We start from the raw sequence: 19,617 nt of genomic DNA on the forward strand, positions 1-19,617 counted from the left end.
GTTTGTAGTAAGGATTTTCGTCCTTATTGCAAACACAACTTGTGAAAGTTAAGAGTTTTAAAATCTACAATTTATGACTGTTATCAATGATTCTGCTGTGGTGGCTGAGTTAACTAAACTATATTTAAAATACGAAAAAGCTCTTTGTACGAATGATATTGAAACTCTCGATAATTTGTTCTGGGATGCGCCGGAAGTCGTGCGGTTTGGGGTGACGGAGAACCTCTACGGGAGCGATGAGGTGAGGGCTTTTCGCAAAGGACGATCGCCTGTAAATGTCGATCGAGAAATGTTCAACCTCAAAGTCGTGACTTTCGATGCAGACACCGCGGCTGTGACGCTGGAATTTCGCCGTGTGATGGATGGAGTGGTGCGGCTGGGGCGGCAGAGTCAGATGTGGCGCAAGTTTCCTCAAGGGTGGAAGATTGTTTCCGCTCACGTTTCTTTTTTGCCGATGGAGGGATGAGCGGTGATTCACCTCCGATCAAGGTGAAATAATTTCCCCTGTCGGTATTTGAATTTGATTATTGTTGAGCCATTTAATTCCGCAGATATTCTTTTTTTCTTTTACTATTAGTGCCTCTCTCTGCCTTGTCACCTATCTTCTGGTTTCTTGGTTCTCCACTTTTGCAGTAGCTTCGTCATTACCGCTATTTTCCCGGCTCCGATCCTCTAATACAGTTCATATTTAAGCAAAGTACACGGAATCGACCCATTAAAAACTGGAATTCGCCGCGATGTTCTGAGTCCAACCTTTTTACCCAACTCCTTATTTCCTGTCAAAATAAACGCATTCCAACCTTTAAAACGGTTCTTAAAAATATCCCCCAACATCTTGTACAAATCTCCCAATTCGCTAGCATCTCCCAGGCGCTCTCCGTAAGGAGGATTGCAAATCAAAACGCCTCTGTCTGCGGGGGCTTCCAACTGAGATAACTCGGTTTGAGCAAACTGAATCTTACCGGAAATACCAGCTTGCTGCGCGTTCGTGCGAGCTTGAGTTAACATATCGGAATCGCGATCGCACCCTGCAATCACCTCTTTAAGTTCCGGTAACTCACTATTTTCAGCTTCGGCCCACAATTTATCCCACAAAGGTTCGTCAAAATCGCGCCAACTCATAAATCCAAACTTTTCTCGAAACAATCCCGGTGCAATATTCAAGCCCTTTAACGTCGCTTCCAAAGGCAAAGTTCCAGAACCGCACATCGGGTCTAAAAACGGCAAATCAGGCGTCCATTCTGCCATCTCCAACAAAGCCGCAGCTAGGGTTTCTTTCAGGGGAGCAAGCCCCATCGCCGGTCGATATCCCCGGCGGTGCAAACTGCCGCCAGAACTGTCTAAGCTTAAAATAGCTCTATCTTGATGAATGTGAATGTTAATTAGCAAATCGGGATTCTCTACATCAACATTAGAACGCTTGTTAAATTGAAGGCGCTGTTGGTCGGCGATCGCATTTTTGACCTGCAAAGCTGTAAAGTGAGTGTGGTTCAAATTTTCGTTGCCGCCGGTGCAGTTTACTGCTAAAGTATTGTCGGGATATAAGTATTCGTCCCAAGGGATTTTTTGCACTTCGCGGTAGAGCATATCCGAGTTGTAACACCGGAATTCGGCGATCGGCATTAGCACTCGAAAAATTGTTCTCGACCACAGATTGACGCGGTACAATAAAGCGCGATCGCCCGCAAAGTAAACCCCAGTAAAATCTGGCTTGACATCCTGCGCCCCTAAACGTTCTAATTCTTGGGCGGCAATAGTTTCTAAACCGCGCGCAACTGTAGCAAAATATTGATTCATTGATAATTGGGAATTGGGAATTGGGAATTGGTTTTTCTCGATAGCCCTAAATTATATCAAATCCGGTACCATCGGAATTGTAAAATCGAGTCAACAGTCAACAATCTCCGACGGTGCAACCGCAATTGATATAATTCATCTGCGTTAATCTGTGTTTATCTGCCTGTATCTGCGGTTAAAAAAAGAGAATTTCTAGAACCGCAGATGACAATAGATTGACGCGGATTTACGCAGATAAAGAGAAGAGAGAGATGAATAATTTCGACTCCTCCGGGTGAGTTTCCGCACACCTCACCCTTGCAAGTCACAAACTGTCAGTAATACTCGTGAAATTAAAAGCTTTTACACGCACTCCGGGCACGACATTACCGCCGTAACGCTTCACCGCACTAACTGCATCCACATCGCGCAACATATCAGGTAAAACTTGATTGAAACGCAGGTTTTTAATCGGGTAAGCAATTTTGCCATCCTCAATCCAAAAAGTACCGTCGCGAGTCATCCCCGTTACTTCCAATGTTTTCGGATTAACGTAGCGCACGTACCAAGCTCGACTAACAAAAATTCCTCGCTCGGTTTGAGCAATTAAATCTGCTAAACTTTGGTCGGAACCTGTCATTACAATCGGGTAATAAGCACCTTTTGCCTCTTTACCTTTTTGTGCGGCCCAGTAGCGGGAATAAGACAAACTTTGAGGGACGCCATCTTTGACGATTTCCAAATAGTTATTGCTCAATCCGTCGCCGAAAAAAGTATTCGATCGCAGCAAAGGATGAGCCGGATCGCGCTGCACTTGCACTAACGGGCTGAAAAGTTGTTCCCCCGCGCGGTTTCCCGCTGGTTTTCCCTCTGCATCGGCGATCGACATAAACGATCGTCCCTCATCCGCCGCCCTCGCATCCAGCCCCCAAATCACCCACGGTAGCAACCCCCCAAAAGCAGCGCCGTCAAGGATTACCGGATAAACGCCCGGAGTGATGGGGCGCGGGTTGCGGGATGCGATCGCCCGATCGAGCACTTGTTCTGCTAATTCGGCGATGGGCAATTCGTTGATACTCCAAGCAGTGCTCCTCGCCCAGCTAGAACCGTCTTCAACGCGAGCAGTCAAGCTGAAATCCGCCTGTGTAGACTGGTTGCAGGCGCGGAGTCCGGTTGACGAGGCGATCGCGTACAGCGACGCCTCAGCGCTCAAAGTGCCCGAACCGTGAGCGCCCCCCTGGGAAGCAATGGCGCAAGCTTGCTGCACCATTTCGGCCCGTGCTAAAGGCGATACAGTTGCCGTTGCCGTGTCAAAGGCGGGCGATCGCAAATCGTAGGTTTGAGGTGGCAGCAGCGGCATCCATTCGGGGTCTGCCGGCGCAATTCGGGCCAATTCTTCCGATCGCTTGACTGCAGAGGCGATCGCATCTTCATCAAATTCTGTAACAGCAGCAGAGGCGCTTTTGTTGCCAAAATAGCTAGTAATGCTCAGGTTAAATACAGTTTTGCTGATATTTTGACTGATTTGATTTTCCGAGAATCTCGAAAGAGATTCCTCGCCAGTAGAGAGACTGACAAATACTTCCTCTGCTTTGGATAGTTTGACTGCTTTTTCTACTACTGATAAGGCTTGGTCTTCACTTAAACTTGCGGGCGATGTTGTTACAATCATGATTAGTAATTAGGCATGGCGAATTGGGCATGGCGAATTGGGCATGGCGAATTGGGCATGGCAAATTGGACATTGGGCATTGGGCATTGTTAGCAATTAACTAATAACTAAGAACCGATGCCCCATGCCCTATTACCCAATTTGAATATCCCTCACTCGCACCGGCACACAAGCGTGAGTCATTTGAGCAACTTGCATCGGCTCGCCCTTTCCGCACATATTAGTACCGCACTGAACCTGCTCCGAAGCCGGCCCGATCGCATCTATTTGATTCCAGAAATCAGTAGTCATCGCCTGATAAGTTACATCCTTCAACATACCGACAACTTTACCTTTTTCCACCTTCCAAAAAGCATCGCCGCCGAATTGAAAATTGCGCCGCTGCTGGTCGATTGAATAACTACCGATACCGTCGATTAAAATCCCGTCTTCGGTATCAGCAATCATCTCTGTCAAAGTAGCAGTATGGCTGCCGCCATCCGGGCCCGGCTCCAATCCCAAATTGGGAATTCTCACCATCGGCACGCTCGACCAACTGTCAGCGTAAGCAGAACCGTTGCTGCTACCGCGTCCGAGGCGATAAGCCGTCTCTCTGTCAGTGAGATAATCAACTAAAATTCCATCCTTGACAACGTACCAATCTTGTGATTTTACGCCCTCATCATCGTAACCCATTGTACCGCGGCCCCCTGGCTGAGTGCGATCGCACTTAAAATTTACCCAAGGTGCAGCATATTGCAGTTTATTTAACTTATCAGTAGTAGCAAAGCTGGTGCCAGCAAAATTAGATTCGTAGCCGTAAACCCGGTCTAATTCAGTTGGATGTCCTACTGATTCGTGGATTGTCAAATACAAATTTGTCGGCTTGAGAATCATGGATTTGCAAATACCCGCAGCGATTTTGGGAGCGCGGACTTTCTCAATAGCTTCGGCGGCAACTCTTTCGACTTGACTCAACAAATCATCGGGATTAATATGTTCGTAACCGATATTCAGGGGCGGGCGTTCGTAACTGCGACTTTGGGCATCGCCGCCTGCAATTGCCGTACAGCTAAAACCCGGATAGCTGCGATAGATTGTTTGTTCGATTAGCGAGCCTTCTGTAGAAGCAAAAACCTTGTCTTCGCGGCTTGACTGCAAAAAAGAATCAGCTTTTTTGATGCCTTGTGCGCCGTGTGCTAGCAGCTTCTCGTTGATAGTTAGCAGCAGTTCCGCTTTATCAGCAACCGGTACCGAAAAAGGGTCAATGGCGATGGGAGTAATGTAGGTATCGACATATTTTTCGACAGGCACTAACCGCACCGGTTCCTTCTGAGTTAAGCGGCTGCCTTTAGCGATTTCTACAGCCAAAGCGACTATTCTTGCAACCTCTGCCGGCGTTTTGCTGTGACTGGCGGCAAACCCCCAAGCGCCGTCTAGAAGCACTCGCACGCCAAAACCGGAACTTACATTATCTGACAGTTGACTTAAAGATCGATCGCGCGCGTAAAGATTCTGCCTTCGATAACTGCAAAAACGCACATCACCGTACTCGCAACCTGTTTTCCGAATCAAATCTACAGCCAAATTTGCTAACTCGTTAGCAGAGATTTTTGCAGTTAATTGCACCATAGTTATTCGTCATTCGTCGTTAGTTGTTAATTATTATAGCGCTTTTCAATTTTTTGAACCATTTTCAACAAGCCTTCTATGGGCGGGCAGGATGCCCACCCAACAATAAATTCACTCTTTGTGGAACAGGCATCTTGCCTATTCTTAAAAATAGTACAAAGAGTGAGTTTAATGGCGGGCAGGATACCCACCCCACAATATAAATTCACTCTTTGTGGAACAGGCATCTTGCCTGTTGTTTATCATGGGGCAATATCTCAGTTTAATCTCACTCCATCTCCTGCAAAACCCCTGTCAAAATTTCCACAAGGCGATCGATATGTTCCTTCTCAATAATCAGCGGTGGCGACAAAGCAATAATATCACCCGTCGTCCGAATTAGCAACCCTTTTTCATAGCACTGAAGAAAACAATCAAAAGCCCGTTTCCCAGGCTTCCCAGCAATAGATTCCAACTCAATACCCGCTACCAGTCCCAGATTCCGAACATCAATTACGTGCCGCACTCCCTTCAAAGAATGCACCGCATCTTCCCAGTAACCAGCCATCTTATCGGCTCGTTCAAATAACCTTTCTTCCTCATAAATATCCAGGGTCGCCAGAGCAGCCGCACAAGCCAGAGGATGACCAGAATAAGTATAACCGTGAAAAAGCTCGATCGCATTTTCAGGAGCATTCATAAAAGCATCATAAATCCCCTCTTTCACAAACACCGCCCCCATCGGCACCGTACCGTTAGTTATCCCTTTCGCCGCCGTCACAATATCGGGCACTACCCCAAAATATTCAGTAGCAAAACTAGAGCCAAGCCGTCCGAATCCGGTAATGACCTCATCAAAAATCAGCAGAATTCCGTATTTGTCGCAAATCGCCCGCAGTCGCTCCAAATAACCTTTCGGCGGAATCAAAACCCCTGTAGAACCAGCCACCGGTTCCACAATTACCGCTGCAATATTAGACGCATCGTGCAAAGCGACAATCCGCTCCAATTCATCCGCCAAATGCGCTCCCCATTCCGGTTGTTTGCGGCTGAAAGCATTGTGTTCGAGATTGTGAGTGTGAGGCAAATGATCGACTCCCGTGAGCAAACTGCCAAAAAACTTGCGGTTTGTACCGATACCGCCGACAGAAATTCCCCCAAAACCAACGCCGTGATAGCCGCGTTCCCTACCGATCAATCTTTGGCGAGTTCCTTCACCTTTCACCCGGTGATAAGCAATCGCAATTTTTAAAGCAGTTTCTACAGATTCCGAACCCGAATTAGTAAAGAAAACGCGATCGAAATTGCCCGGAATCATCTTTACCAAACGTTCCGCCAATTCAAAAGCACCTGGATGCCCCATCTGAAAAGCCGGAGAGTAATCCAAACGCAAAACCTGCTGTTTAACTGCTTCGGCAATTGTCTCGCGGGCGTGTCCTGCATTCACGCACCACAGCCCCGCAGTACCATCTAAAATTGAGCGGTTATCATCGCTTGTAAAGTGCATATCTTTTGCCGAAACCAATATTCGCGGATTGGCTTTAAACTGTCGGTTGGCAGTGAAGGGCATCCAGTAAGCATCCATATTTGTCATCGTTTTTTTATCTTTTTATATTGATGATTCTGCCTTCAAACTATAACTTGCTACCGATTGCCGATCGCCAGACGCTTATTATAAGTTTACAAAACACCTCTCTCCCTCTTTCTATCTTTTCTATCTCCTCTGCGCCCTCTGCGGTTAGTAAAAAAAATATCATTCACAAATGAAATAAAATCACTGCCGCAATCCTAAATCTTGGCGATGGCTTTCCTAGCCGCAGAGATATCAGATAAAAAACCCGGTTCATTAATTAACATAAAAACAAACCGGGTTTTTAAGTTACCTAAAAACTTGATGTTTAATGACAAAAACTAGCTAATTAACGATCGCCCCCACAGACTCATGCTGCAACAAACCAGTTAGCATTTTCACTGGCCGCTCCCCGTAGGGCCAGGCGAAAGCATGGCGGAAAGCAGCTTCTTGACACGCTTGCAACTGCCGAAAATCAATGATATCCAAAGTTAACAAATTCTCGTACTCAAAAGGCAATCGCACGTTGTGCAATCCGGCGTTGTCGGTGCAAATGGCAATATCGACGCCAGCTTCAAAACATCGATCGAACACAACCTTCAATTCGCGCATATCCTGCAACGTCCCCGTTTTGAGATAGGTAGTCGGGCAAACTTCCAAGCATTGACCCCTGCGCGCGACTTCTGGCAGCAGTTCGGGATATTTTAACGGAATTTGAATCCCGTGGCCGATACGCATCAGATAAGGCAGAAGTTCGGGATAACAACCAGACGTAGTTTCGTAGAGGTGGCCGGTAGTTTTGATGCCGATCGACCTCGCATACTGGTACAATCCGACAAACTCCTCCAAACGCTCGCCAATACAATCATCGCCCCCAGCTATATCGATCGCGCAAACATATTCTCGCATCCCGGCCGCCAAATCTACGATCGCCCGATTCACTTCATAAGGCAAACGCGAGTGCATACACAAAATTTGGCTGGTAACAATCGGACAATCGCTAATTTGACTTGCCTTGCCCACAACTTTTACAATTTCTGCCATCAAATCAATGCGTTCTGACTGTTCCAAATGTTCTGGAGTCCGCAAATAAGGCGTATAGCGCAACTCCAAATAAGCCATATTTTCAAACACGTAAGCGCCCCGCATCAACCGATAGATAAAATAAGGCAAAGTCTCAACAGTTTGAACGCTTTCTACCAGCGTGTGCAGTTCCAAATACTCATTGAGAGTATTGCGGGGACGAGTGTAAAATTCCTCAAAATCCGAGTATTTTTGAAATCGATTAACCATCTCAGCATTGTGGCGATCGAAATACCGCCACAGCACCCTAGGAACGACAGAACCACCCAGATGGCGGTGCAACTCAGCGTGTAAAGTCATGGCAAAAAGCCTCAATTTTCTCGATTGTAACAAAAATTAATTTGACCGAAAGCAATTGGGTGTGTTGCCCCCGGACTCGTCTGTGGATCGGCTCTCACTAATTTGCGTATCTGATCGACGTGTGAACCGATGTATCCGTGGCGTAGCCTCTCAAATCTCCAATCCAAAATCTAAAATTTAAAATTGATTGACATTTGGGACGCATTCATAGATAATCGGAGATTGTGTCAACCTGAACTGAACGCGAGAAACCCTTGGCTAACGTAGTTGTGATCGGCGCCCAGTGGGGCGATGAAGGAAAAGGCAAAATTACCGATTTGCTCAGCAAATCCGCAGATATCGTTGTCCGCTACCAAGGGGGCGTCAACGCGGGTCACACCGTGGTAGTTAACGGTCAGACTTTCAAGCTGCACTTAATTCCGTCTGGGATTCTCTACCCTGATAAAGAGTGTATTATCGGCTGCGGTACGGTCATCGACCCCAAAGTTTTAATTGCAGAGTTAGACCAGCTAGAGGCACTGAATATTTCGACGGCCTCGCTGATGATTTCGGAAACTGCTCACGTAACGATGCCCTATCATCGATTAATTGATGTAGCATCGGAAACCCAGCGGGGAAATTATAAAATCGGGACGACGGGACGCGGAATTGGCCCTACTTACGCCGACAAGTCCGAACGCACTGGCATTCGGATGCTCGATTTAATGGACTTGGAAGGATTGCAAGAACAACTGGAATGGACGATTAATTGTAAAAATGTCCTTCTCGAAAAACTCTACAATTTGCCGCCTCTAAATCCGCAAGATGTAATTGATGAATATCGAGTTTATGCGGAACGTTTGCGACCGCACGTAGTAGATAGTTCCCTGAAAATTTATGAGGGAATTCACAAGCGGAAAAATATTCTGTTTGAAGGCGCGCAAGGCACTTTATTAGACTTAGACCACGGCACTTATCCTTACGTTACTTCGAGCAATCCCATCGCTGGCGGTGCTTGTGTGGGAACGGGAGTCGGCCCAACAGCGATCGATCGCGTAATTGGCGTAGCAAAAGCTTATACAACCCGCGTCGGAGAAGGCCCCTTCCCTACCGAAATGGTAGATGGAATAGGCGCAATTTTGGGCGAGAGAGGTGCAGAATTCGGCACGACAACGGGCAGGAAACGCCGCTGCGGTTGGTTCGACGCGGTAATCGGCCGCTACGCAGTCCGCATCAACGGCCTTGACTGTCTGGCAATTACCAAACTAGATGTTTTGGATGAATTAGAAGAAATAAAAGTTTGCGTTGCTTACGAAATTGACGGCGAAAGATGTGTTGATTTCCCGAAAAGTTCCCGGATCTTTGCTCGCTGCAAACCTATTTACGAAACCATTCCCGGTTGGAAACAATCTACGGAAGAGTGCCGGAATTTGGAAGATTTACCGCCGCAAGCATTGGATTATCTAAAGTTTTTGGCAGACTTGATGGAAGTGCCGATCGCAATTGTTTCTCTCGGTGCCAGCCGCGACCAAACTATTATTGTAGAAGACCCGATTCACGGTCCGAAACGCGCTTTGCTTTCAGCAGACGGCCATCCCGCCAAACCATTTTAGGTTTGAGATTTTAGATTGGGAAATATTGATGGGGAGATTGGGTGAGCTGAAGAGACCGAGATTCGGAGAATAGCCAAATTCCCAATTCCCAATTCCCAGTTATTATTATCAAATATTCAGCGAATTTAATTAACTTCGATCGCTGTAGCATAAATTTGATAAAATGTAAAAACAATCAACAGAAAGTCATAAAATGGAACTCGCAGTAGAATGTCAAAAGCGGGCAGAAGGCAGCAAACCTAACGCCCTCCGCCGCTCTGGATTGATTCCCGCCGTCCTCTACGGCCACAAAGGCTCTGAATCTATTTCCCTTACCATCAAAGCCAAAACAGTTGAACACCTGCTCAAAAAGCACGTAGTCAACAATACCCTAATTGACCTCAGCATTCCCGACCTCTCTTGGAGCGGAAAAACCTTGCTGCGTGAAGTTCAAGTTCATCCTTGGAAGGGCTATCCTTACCACCTGAGCTTTTTCTCCGTGGCAACTCAAGACTCCCTGGAAGTTGAAGTGTCGCTGAATTTTGTCGGCGAAGCTGTCGGCGTCAAGTTAGAAGGCGGCATCTTGGATACCGTGCTGACGCAACTGGCAGTTAAGTGCAAACCTGACAGCATTCCTGAAGCAATTGAAGTAGATATTTCTAATTTAAAGTTAGGGGATGCGCTGCACATTCACGAATTAGTTTTGCCTGCGGGAGTGGTAGCTCTCGGCGAACCAGATCAGGTGGTTGTTACCGTGCTGGGAATTCAAGCAGGTTCTGAAGCAGAAGACGCAGAAGAAGACGCAGCCGCAGCAGCTTAATTAGTAATTGCTAATAGTTGTTAACTAATGGTTGAAAAAAAGGGCGATCGCTTTCTCGCAAAAGGGCGATCGTTTTTTGCTAAAAAGGCTATTCTCGTTTGGGTTCGATCGCCGATTTTGCGCCGTTTGTAATATTTTTTAGGTGGACTCCCTTGCGCCGTCCACAACAAAGCCTCCCACAAGCAAGAAGCGGCATTGTTTACTTTGCTTTACAAAACGGGCGATCGACCGGAAGGTACAAAAGTCTGGACGGGCGCGCAAATCCGCCAGAAACCGTACTGAATTCTTACATCTTTAGCCGTAAAATCAAAAAATCAGCCGAGAATCCCGGTTCCTCGCCAGCAGCGGGAATCAAAAAAATTAAGAATTAGGGGAACAAGCCCGCTACTCTTAGTGTCAAACGCGAGTATAATTGTGAAACGTTTAGACTACCTTATTTAATTCCTGCCTCTGGAGCCGCCGCCCATATGCCATCAACAGTGAATACAGAATCAACAGCGGTTCAATTTAACCAACAGGGAGAAACATACTTATCCCAAGGAAAAATAGAAGAAGCGATCGCATCCTGCGAGCAAGCTTTGAAGATTCACCCCAATTTTGCACCAGCTTACAAGACTTTGGGCAACGCGCTGCAAGCTCAAGGCAGGATGGAAGAGGCGCGGCACTGGTACGCTAAAGCGATTGAAATAGAACCGAATTTTGCGGAAGTATACGCGAATTTAGGTAGTCTTGGCGCGCAGCAGCAAAAATGGCAGGAGGCGATCGGATTTTATCAAAAGGCGATCGCGATTAAGCCGAATTTCGCGGGAGTGTACCGGAATTTAGCAAAAGTATTTGGACAAATTAGCAAACCGGAAGAAGCGCAGCAGTGCTGGTATCAAGCATTTAGTTTGGAACCGGAAAAAGTAGCCCCTGGGGAACACTTGAATATGGGCGACGCTTTTTTTCGGCAGGAAAAATACCCCGAAGCGATCGCTTGTTACGATCGCGCCATAAAATTAAATCCTAATGTGGCGACTGCTTACCAAAATTTGGGCGAAGCGCTAAAAAAACAAGGCAAGTTAGAGGAAGCGACAGCATATTATCGCAAAGCTATTGAACTGAACGCAGCTCAGGCGAGAAATGGCAGCGAGGGACAGCAAACTTTAGCGGGTGCCACTGCAAAAAACGGTGCAGTTAAGCAGCAGCCGGCAGCAACCGCAGTCAAGCAGCCAGTGCAGCAGCCAGTGCAGCAGCCAGTGCAGCAGCAGGCAGTTAATTCTACAATTAATATAGAAGATCCAGAAGCATACAAAATATTGGCAGAAGGCTATTTTGCTCAGGGTAAATTGGAACAGGCGATCGCAGCTTGCAAGAAGGCACTGCAAATTAAGCCGGAAGCGCCCCTTTACAAAATGCTGGGCAACGCCCTGCAAGCTGGTGGCAAAATTGATGAAGCTAAAAGTTGCTATGTCAAAGCAATAGAAATTAACCCAAATTTTGCCGAAGCATACGCTAATTACGGCAGCATTTGCGCGCAGCAAGAACAGTGGCAACAAGCGGTTTCTGCTTACGAAAAGGCGATCGCCCTGAAACCGGACTTTGCCGGTGCTTTTCGCAATTTTGCAAAACTTTTGACGCAGTTAGGCAAGTCAGAGGAGGCGGCTGAGGCTTGGTATCGAGCATTTGCGATCGACCCCAAATCCGGCACGGCTGAGGAACACGAGAATTTAGCCAAAACTTTGATCGAGCAAGGTAAGGTAGATAAGGGAATTGAGTGTTACCGGCGCGCGGTTGAGTTGAACCCAAATGCTGGGGCAGCTTATCACGAATTGGGCGAAATTCTTAAGGGTCAAGAACAGTGGGAAGCGGCGGTAGATGCTTACACTAATGCTATTAGAAACAATCCCGATCTTTCTTGGTCGCACAACAATTTAGCTGAGTCGCTGGTTAAGTTGGAACGGTGGGAAGAAGCTGTAAATGCTTACCGCAAGGCGATCGAATTAAATCCTGATTTTAGCTGGTCTCACAACAATTTAGCGGATGTGTTGCTGAAGTTGGAACGGTGGGAAGAAGCTGTAGAGTCTTACCGGAAAGCAACAGAATTAAATCCTGATTTCAGTTGGTCGCACAACTATTTAGCAGACGCGCTAATTAAACTGGGAAGGTGGGATGAGGCAATTTCGGCTTACCGAAGGTCGATCGAACTCAATCCAGAGCATTTTTGGGCGCACAACAATTTAGCAGAAGCGCTGGTGAATTTGGAACGTTGGGATGAGGCGGTTGTTGCCTACCGGCGTGCTAACGACGTTAATCCGAATTTCTTCTGGTCGCAGAGCAAATTGGGCGACGTGCTGCTAGAAATGGAAAGGTGGGAGGAAGCGATCGATGTTTACCGACGCGCGGCCGAGTTGAATCCCGATTTTCCGTGGACTTATTACAACATGGGAACGGCTTTTGAGCAACTGGAACGGTGGGATGAGTCGATCGCCGCTTACCGCCGCGCTGCGGAAATTCAGGCGGATTTGCCCTGGCTTTCGCAAAAGTTGGCTGATGCTTTGAGGATGCGATCGCAGTGGGATTTGAAGGAGGCGATGCGTTTGTACCGGCGGGCGATTCAGGATAATCGTGATGACGTGCAGTTGTATCACAAGGCCCTGGAGATTGCGCCGAATGATGCTGACCTTTATGTTGAGTTGGCTGATGCTTTGGTGCGGCACAGTTGGCCGGATGGGGCGATCGTCTTTTATCAGATGGCGTTGCAAATTCGGCCGGGCGATGCTGAAATCACCCGAAATTTAGAGAGTGTCCTGAAAAAAAAAAATTCCTTAGATGAGTTAATAGCTCATTATCGCTATGTTATTAACCTTGACCAGAGCTCATGTTTAGATTATTACTACTTGGGGGAAGCTCTGGCTAAACAAGAACAGTGGGATGAAGCCGTTGCTTGTTACCGACGTGCATTTCAACTTAACCCAAAAACAGATGCTTCTTGGTGTTATGAATATTTGGGAGGTAATTTAGCTAACCAGGGAGAAAAGGATGGGAAAATTTATTTTCAAACAAAAGCTATTGATTGTCACCCTGACGTAACTGTGGTGATACCCATATTCAATGCCTATGAAGACACCAAAAAATGTCTGGAATCTTTGTTAAAATATACAGACTGTAAACACCAGATTTTAATCGTTAACGATGCCAGTACAGATGAAAGGATAACCGAGTTGACAACTCACTTTTCATCCCATTATCCCCAGGTAACGTTAATAAAGAATGCCAAAAACCTTGGTTTTGTCAAAACTTGTAATTTGGCGTTTAAAACTGCTCAAGGGCGAGATATTATCTTGGTTAACAGTGACACAGTATTGACAGCAAATTGGCTCGAAAACCTAATTATTGCTGCCTACTCCGACGCTCAAATAGCTACTGTTACTCCTTTGACCAATAACGGTACAATATGTTCTGTTCCCAGTTGGCTACAGGAAAATAATATTCCACCCAATCAAACTATTGATAGTTTTGCAGATTTAATTAATCGAATTTCGTGGCGGCACTATCCTACTATTCCAACGGGTGTCGGTTTCTGTATGTACATTAAACGCGAAGTTTTGAATAAAGTAGGCTATTTTGACGAATTAAATTTTGGAAAGGGCTATGGAGAAGAAAATGATTTTTGCTACAGAGCCGCTCAGAAGGGATATTCTCACATCATTGATGATTCAACATTTGTTTACCATGCAGGCAGTAAATCTTTTGGAGCAGAAAAGCAAGAAATCGCCACTGTCAATTTACAACAGATGTCTAAGTTACATCCAACATATCTCGAAGATGTGGGCAACTTCATTAACGCCAGACCATTTCAATATATTATTGCTAATATCCAGCTTCATCAGCGTTTGGCAGAACTTAAGCGCTTGTCACCAATTTGCTTCATTCTTCACAACGATACAGAGAGTATAGCCAATGCTCCTTTGGGAGGAACTGAATATCACTGCGCTGCATTGATTGCAGAAATCAGTCCAAATCGACCTGTTTATACTCTGTATGCAACAGAAAAAGAAACAGTTGTCCTTACTGTCTTTTTCAAAGACGAAAAGTTTAAGTTTGAATTTAACTGTCCTGGTCTAAAGCATCGTCCTTACCTGTCCAATCATCCCGATTTTCAGAAAACGTTTCGAGGAATACTACAATATTTTGCTCCCAGCATAATACATATTCACCATTTGTTTCGCTGGCCTTTACGAGATGTTGTATCTGTCCTCAATAAAATGCAGATACCTTACATTATTTCCACGCATGATTACTACTTTATTTGCCCCAGCTATAACCTGCTAGACAAAAATGCACAATTTTGTTTTGAACACAAAAGCGAAGTATATTGTCAGGAATGCAGTCAGTCGTTATTCGGAGAAGGAAAAGACTTAAGACAAAATTGGCATAGTATATGTCAAGAACTATTCACCGGTGCATCTGAGATAATTTCACCTTCTGCTGCTGCGGGGTCATACTTTGCTAGAGAATATCCCGATTTGAGCGATAAAATTACGGTGATTAGACATGGGGCTTTGAAAGAATTAGAGAACGATAGACGGGTGCAATTGAGGACAAATAATACTGTTGTCAACAATCAATCCTTGCCAATTAAAGTAGCCTTTGTTGGGAATTTTGTGACTTACACAAAAGGGGCGCATTTGATAATAGATTTATTAGAAAAAGTTGCCACTCAAGAAGAATTAAGAAATAACTTTGTTTTTGAAGGGTATGGTGGTTGTGTAGAAACGACCGATAATTCTACTATGGAGTCGCTCAAGAAACATATTGAGTTTCGCGGTGCTTATAATAGACAAGATCTGCCAGAGTTGCTAAAACATACCGATGTGGTTATCCTGCCAGCAGTTTGGTCTGAAACTTACAGTTTGGTAGCCGATGAAGTTTTGTCATTAGGCATACCAATTATTACGACACATCTAGGTGCGATCGCTGAACGAGTGAGAGAATACAATGTAGGATGGGTTAGTAAATCGGTCTCGGCGGATGGCTTACTAGAAGTTTTAGCCTCCCTAGCTAGCAATCCTGATGAACTACCTAGGATGAAGGCAAACACTCAACGATATCCCTTGATTTCTTATGAAACTATGGCTCAACGATATTTAGAGGAGTATAAAACTTTTGAAGTTCGCCAATACGATAGAAACAAATCGATGAAAACCGAACTTGACTTGCGATCGTTATTTGTTGCATATTTGAAAGCTAAGTGGCTTTTAGATAATCCAGCAGTTTAGTGAAGTTTCCAGAAATATACATTCACCTCAAAGGAGCATTAATATCATGTCAAATCCAATGATCGCAGATAATCTCAGCAGTCAGCCTCAAATGATGCAGACAGATTGGAAATCCCATCCGCATTGATTGAAAAGTAATGAATTTTAACTGGCGGGGTGACAACCCCGCCAGAAACCCATATTGAATGAAGATTCCGCCCACTTGTGTTCAAAAAAGATAGGCAGCACGACAGTGGAAAACTGCTATAGCCATATTTTTTTGAACAGGTTTTGCCATGCCTGAAGTGTTTCATATGCAGCTACTCTGGTAAGATACCGGCTATTAACATCTTCAAGCGCTCTTTGTCCAATCCTGTGTCGCAATTCAGGGTTAGTTACTAATTCCCGAAGCGTATCAGTCCATTCTCTGGTACTACTACATAAATGCCCATTAAATCCATTTTTAATTGCTAGCTGAAAGCCACTCGTGCTAGAAGCAACAGTTGGTACACCGAGAAGTCCTGCCTCGAAGTATTTAAGTTCGCTTTTACACTCAGTAAAATCGTTTTTGCTTTCGAGAGGTGCGAGATTAATATCCACTTTTCTATACAGATATGGTAACTCGCTCGGATCTACAAAGGGTAACATTTCAATTTGAGCGCTAAATTCATGCAATGATTTGGGAATATCTAGATACCCAACTATCATTAAACGAACATCGGGAAATTCCTGAAGAATATTGTACAAACCATCAACGCATTCGGCAAAGTCTTTCTGATGGCTTTTCGTCCCACTAAAATAGGCAATCCGAATGAACTTATCCTGGGGAATTTCCCTTAAGCGAGCTTGGATAGCTTCTTCCTCCATTTTTTGACTAATACGATTTCTGGAAATGATAACGGGTATGCCTGGAAAATTAATTCTGATTTCCTCTTCTAACCTATTGGTGCTTACCACTACACCATCGCAAAGTTCTATAGCCTGACGATTGCGCTTGACTTGATCGACAAAAATCTTCTTTTGTTCTATATCGAAGTTATTGTATAGATCGACTTGATGCAATCGGTCTACGTCAAATATTAGATCATCTAGTTCATAGATAATTTTCATTCCGAGAGCATGAGCTTGGACAACAAAGTTTTCAAATTCATCTGTACGAGCAATACGATGAGCTACCACAATGGGATATTTTTTATCGATGAGTTCATCATAAGGAAATGTACAGGTCATGTAAATTTCCACTTCAAAACCCACAAGCCTTAGCATTTCAGCTTGATGATGACATCTGTAAATATAGGAAGCAGCAGGACAGCCACTAATAAATGCAAACTTTACAAGTGACGGTAAGCTCAAATATTTTTTTTCTAATCTCTCTTGAGCATGCTGAATTTTTAACTGCTTTTGAGTTAATCCTACCTGAATATCCTGTAACCAAGATTGAGACTTATTCAGATGGGTCTGGATTTTTTCTAGCTGTGGCAGCCATATTTCTTGGTGAGCGTGAGTCTGATTTTCACCCTTTACTGGTTGAGTATTACTATCGAAGTAATTGGATTGTAGCTCTAATTCAGTTGGTAAAAGCGACTCTATTTTTCTCAAAATGACAATGAATTCAATGCCATTTTCTTGACTGAACTCGATATTAAACGGCAAAAACAATTGCTCCTTACAATATAAAAGCAGGTTCAGAAAATCTAGTTTAGTCCAAACATGAAAATGAATACTATAACTTATATTAATTAACTGTTCAACTTGCTCTGCGACTTCTGCTTCTGGAGTTTTCATAACTAACCTGACCCATTCTTCAAAGTGGGCTTTCATTGACCATTGAGGCCCTTCAGTATAATCACGAATCAAATGCTCCAGAGTTGTTACGGGGCGATCGCAGTCAAAAGTGTACTGCTTGTCTGGTATAGCCATGTACATAACTCCACCAGGTTTAACAACCCTTAAGTGCTGCTCAATTGTCCCAATCGGATTCTGGCAATGTTCAATCATGTGATTGCTGATGACAAAATCGACGGAAGCATCCGCTATGGATGACAAAGCTTCTCCATCATCAACAATGTCAACTTCTACCAATTCATGTGCTGCCAGTTCTGGATATTGCTTTCTGAGTTCCGCGACTGGCATCCTATCTACATAACGGACTTTAGCATTGGCAGGAACTTCTAGGGGTGAATGCAACGCTCCAACCTCAATGCCATTTCCTGATAAATAACGCTCGGCAATTTGCCAGCGCAAGTTTACACCGCTGGTGATTTGCGGTTGATCGGATTGTACTTGAGTCTCATCAGGGCGTACTTCAGTCTCATCAGGCTGTGATTGCGAGCGAGCCAATAAGATCTGATTTGGGTGCAAGTTTGTTTGTAAACGCTCCTGTTTCATCTGAAACCAGTTGATCGCTTCAGCTAGATCGTCTTCTGTTTCATTGACCTTTACTGCAAGAGATTGTATGGGGTACCTTTGAGCTAAACGATTAGTGCAAAAGCTGTATTGAGGTTGTACGATTTCTCCTTGATAGTTTTGTCGAACCTCAATTATTGCTCCAAACTCTTTGACAACACCTTTGTAATATTTGATAGCAAAGTCTAATTGAATGCCATTTTTATATAAATCTATCAAAACTTTTGGCTCTATTGTATAGACCAATTCTTTTAGTAGCCATCTGGCTTTTAAACTGGCTTCCCAAAAATGGGGAAACCAGACACATAGGTGCATATAATCATCTTCTTGGTAAAACTTCTTGTGCCCAAAAATAAAGGCTGAGTTCTCCCATGCGTATGGTGTCCAAAACTCTAACTGAGCCTTGTTAACGCAAATGCGACTAACTTCTTTGAACAGTTGAAATGGATCGTCTATATGTTCAAGAAAATGCGAAGAGTATATATAGTCCACAGAACTATCGGAAAATGGTAGTGGGTCTTTTTCTAAATTCAGGACATAATCAACACCAGGATAAGCAATATAATCTATACCAAGAGTTCCAGTTTTTTTGTTAGGTCCACAACCCAAATCTATTTTCAAGTATTCCATTACATTCTCCTTTAGTTTGATTCTGTCGAAATTTCCTTGTGCAATTTATGAAAAAAGCTGACCAATTAACCTTCGCTACTATACTACTCAAAAAGTAGCAGCTTAACGCTTGTAAGACGTTTAGCTTCTGTGTGACATTGGCTTAGCTACAAGTACCCGGCTCATCAATTGTTTCCATTCTGCGGAATTAGTTAGTGATTTGGCATCAAATCCCTCGCCCTTTTTAAAGGCTAACTTACTAAAGCTTTCTATCCATTTAAGGACTGTTTCTGTTGGTGAGAAAGGAGTACATTTTAAAGACTGCTTTAGGCACTCTTGCATTTGAATCAAATTTTCATTTTGGTAAGCGTACCAAGCATCCCATACTAAAAGTTCGTACTGCATGTGACTCTCTTGTATTGGCTGATGAGGCGCTAGAGTTTTTTGGAACTGATCTCGCTCCGATTCCCTGTCTCTTATATGTAACTTAGTGTTGGCATCTTCTAATTCTCTCTGAATTTGGTGTAACTGAGTGTTGGCATCTTCTAATTCTCTCTGAATTTGGTGTAACTGAGTGTTGGTAAAGTTTAGCTCTAGCTGGGTTGCATGTAATTGAAGTTGAGTCTCCTTGAACTCTCTTTGAGTCTGATGTAATTGAGACTGTGATTGTTCCAATACTTCTTCCATCTGATGGAATTGAGACTGTGATTGTTCCAATACTGCTTCCATCTGATGGAATTGAGACTGTGATTGTTCCAATACTGCTTCCATCTGATGGAATTGAGACTGCGATTGTTCCAATACTGCTTCCATCTGATGTAATTGAGACTGTGATTGTTCCAATACTGCTTCCGTCTGATGCGATTGAAGCTGAGTTTGTTCTAGTTTTTGTTGAGCCTGATGCAGTTGAGAGTTCGACTGCTCCAACTCTTGTTGAGCCTGATGTAGTTGAGAGTTCGACTGCTCCAACTCTTGTTGAG

13 protein-coding genes are annotated in these 19,617 nt (G+C 44.5%); 6 read left to right on the forward strand and 7 right to left on the reverse strand.

The window, feature by feature from the left end:
• Positions 1 to 73: 73 nt before the first annotated feature.
• The gene (hpxZ, locus tag QUA77_RS13835) at positions 74 to 466 is read left to right on the forward strand and encodes an oxalurate catabolism protein HpxZ (protein WP_333450613.1); all 393 of its coding nucleotides are present in this window, start codon (positions 74 to 76) and stop codon (positions 464 to 466) included.
• Between the two features lie 206 nt (positions 467 to 672).
• Here hpxZ and QUA77_RS13840 read toward each other — a convergent pair whose 3' ends face one another.
• The 5 genes from QUA77_RS13840 to QUA77_RS13860 form a co-directional block, all read right to left on the reverse strand.
• Positions 673 to 1,797 carry a THUMP domain-containing protein gene (locus QUA77_RS13840; RefSeq protein WP_333045060.1) on the reverse strand — a complete coding sequence of 375 codons (1,125 nt, stop codon included), beginning with the start codon at positions 1,795 to 1,797 and terminating at the stop codon, positions 673 to 675.
• A gap of 304 nt (positions 1,798 to 2,101) precedes the next feature.
• The gene (locus QUA77_RS13845; RefSeq protein ID WP_333450616.1) at positions 2,102 to 3,448 is read right to left on the reverse strand and encodes a TldD/PmbA family protein; all 1,347 of its coding nucleotides are present in this window, start codon (positions 3,446 to 3,448) and stop codon (positions 2,102 to 2,104) included.
• Positions 3,449 to 3,580: 132 nt separating this feature from the next.
• Entirely contained in the window at positions 3,581 to 5,059 is a 1,479-nt protein-coding gene (locus QUA77_RS13850) for a TldD/PmbA family protein (RefSeq protein WP_333450617.1), read from the reverse strand.
• Between the two features lie 268 nt (positions 5,060 to 5,327).
• Positions 5,328 to 6,632: an aspartate aminotransferase family protein gene (locus QUA77_RS13855; protein WP_333036696.1), complete on the reverse strand. Its 1,305-nt coding sequence runs from the start codon at positions 6,630 to 6,632 to the stop codon at positions 5,328 to 5,330.
• Between the two features lie 321 nt (positions 6,633 to 6,953).
• Positions 6,954 to 7,991 carry an adenosine deaminase gene (locus QUA77_RS13860; RefSeq protein WP_333036693.1) on the reverse strand — a complete coding sequence of 346 codons (1,038 nt, stop codon included), beginning with the start codon at positions 7,989 to 7,991 and terminating at the stop codon, positions 6,954 to 6,956.
• 254 nt (positions 7,992 to 8,245) lie between these two features.
• Here QUA77_RS13860 and QUA77_RS13865 point away from each other — a divergent pair, with 254 nt between their 5' ends.
• From QUA77_RS13865 to QUA77_RS13880, 4 genes are all read left to right on the forward strand, one after another.
• Positions 8,246 to 9,583: an adenylosuccinate synthase gene (locus tag QUA77_RS13865; protein ID WP_333182403.1), complete on the forward strand. Its 1,338-nt coding sequence runs from the start codon at positions 8,246 to 8,248 to the stop codon at positions 9,581 to 9,583.
• A 193-nt stretch (positions 9,584 to 9,776) separates the two neighbouring features.
• Positions 9,777 to 10,382 carry a 50S ribosomal protein L25/general stress protein Ctc gene (locus QUA77_RS13870; protein WP_333059165.1) on the forward strand — a complete coding sequence of 202 codons (606 nt, stop codon included), beginning with the start codon at positions 9,777 to 9,779 and terminating at the stop codon, positions 10,380 to 10,382.
• Positions 10,383 to 10,534: 152 nt separating this feature from the next.
• A complete protein-coding gene (locus QUA77_RS13875) occupies positions 10,535 to 10,753 on the forward strand; it encodes a hypothetical protein (RefSeq protein ID WP_333036689.1) in 219 nt (72 codons plus the stop codon).
• A 96-nt stretch (positions 10,754 to 10,849) separates the two neighbouring features.
• Positions 10,850 to 15,643, forward strand: coding sequence for a tetratricopeptide repeat protein (locus QUA77_RS13880; RefSeq protein WP_333450620.1), 4,794 nt, complete (start codon positions 10,850 to 10,852; stop codon positions 15,641 to 15,643).
• Between the two features lie 243 nt (positions 15,644 to 15,886).
• On the opposite strand, the gene QUA77_RS13885 is transcribed toward QUA77_RS13880, so the two are convergent.
• Together QUA77_RS13885 and QUA77_RS13890 are read right to left on the reverse strand one after the other, a co-directional pair.
• The gene (locus tag QUA77_RS13885) at positions 15,887 to 18,658 is read right to left on the reverse strand and encodes a methyltransferase domain-containing protein (protein WP_333450622.1); all 2,772 of its coding nucleotides are present in this window, start codon (positions 18,656 to 18,658) and stop codon (positions 15,887 to 15,889) included.
• 120 nt (positions 18,659 to 18,778) lie between these two features.
• Positions 18,779 to 19,324, reverse strand: coding sequence for a hypothetical protein (locus tag QUA77_RS13890; protein WP_333450624.1), 546 nt, complete (start codon positions 19,322 to 19,324; stop codon positions 18,779 to 18,781).
• On the opposite strand from QUA77_RS13890, the gene QUA77_RS13895 reads away from it, so the two are divergent.
• Positions 19,300 to 19,617 (forward strand): hypothetical protein (locus QUA77_RS13895; RefSeq protein WP_333450625.1); only part of this gene is annotated, 318 nt, incomplete at its 3' end. The genes QUA77_RS13890 and QUA77_RS13895 overlap by 25 nt on opposite strands.

Source organism: Microcoleus sp. K5-D4 (assembly GCF_036704575.1).
In the GTDB taxonomy this organism is placed as follows: Bacteria; Cyanobacteriota; Cyanobacteriia; order Cyanobacteriales; family Microcoleaceae; genus Microcoleus.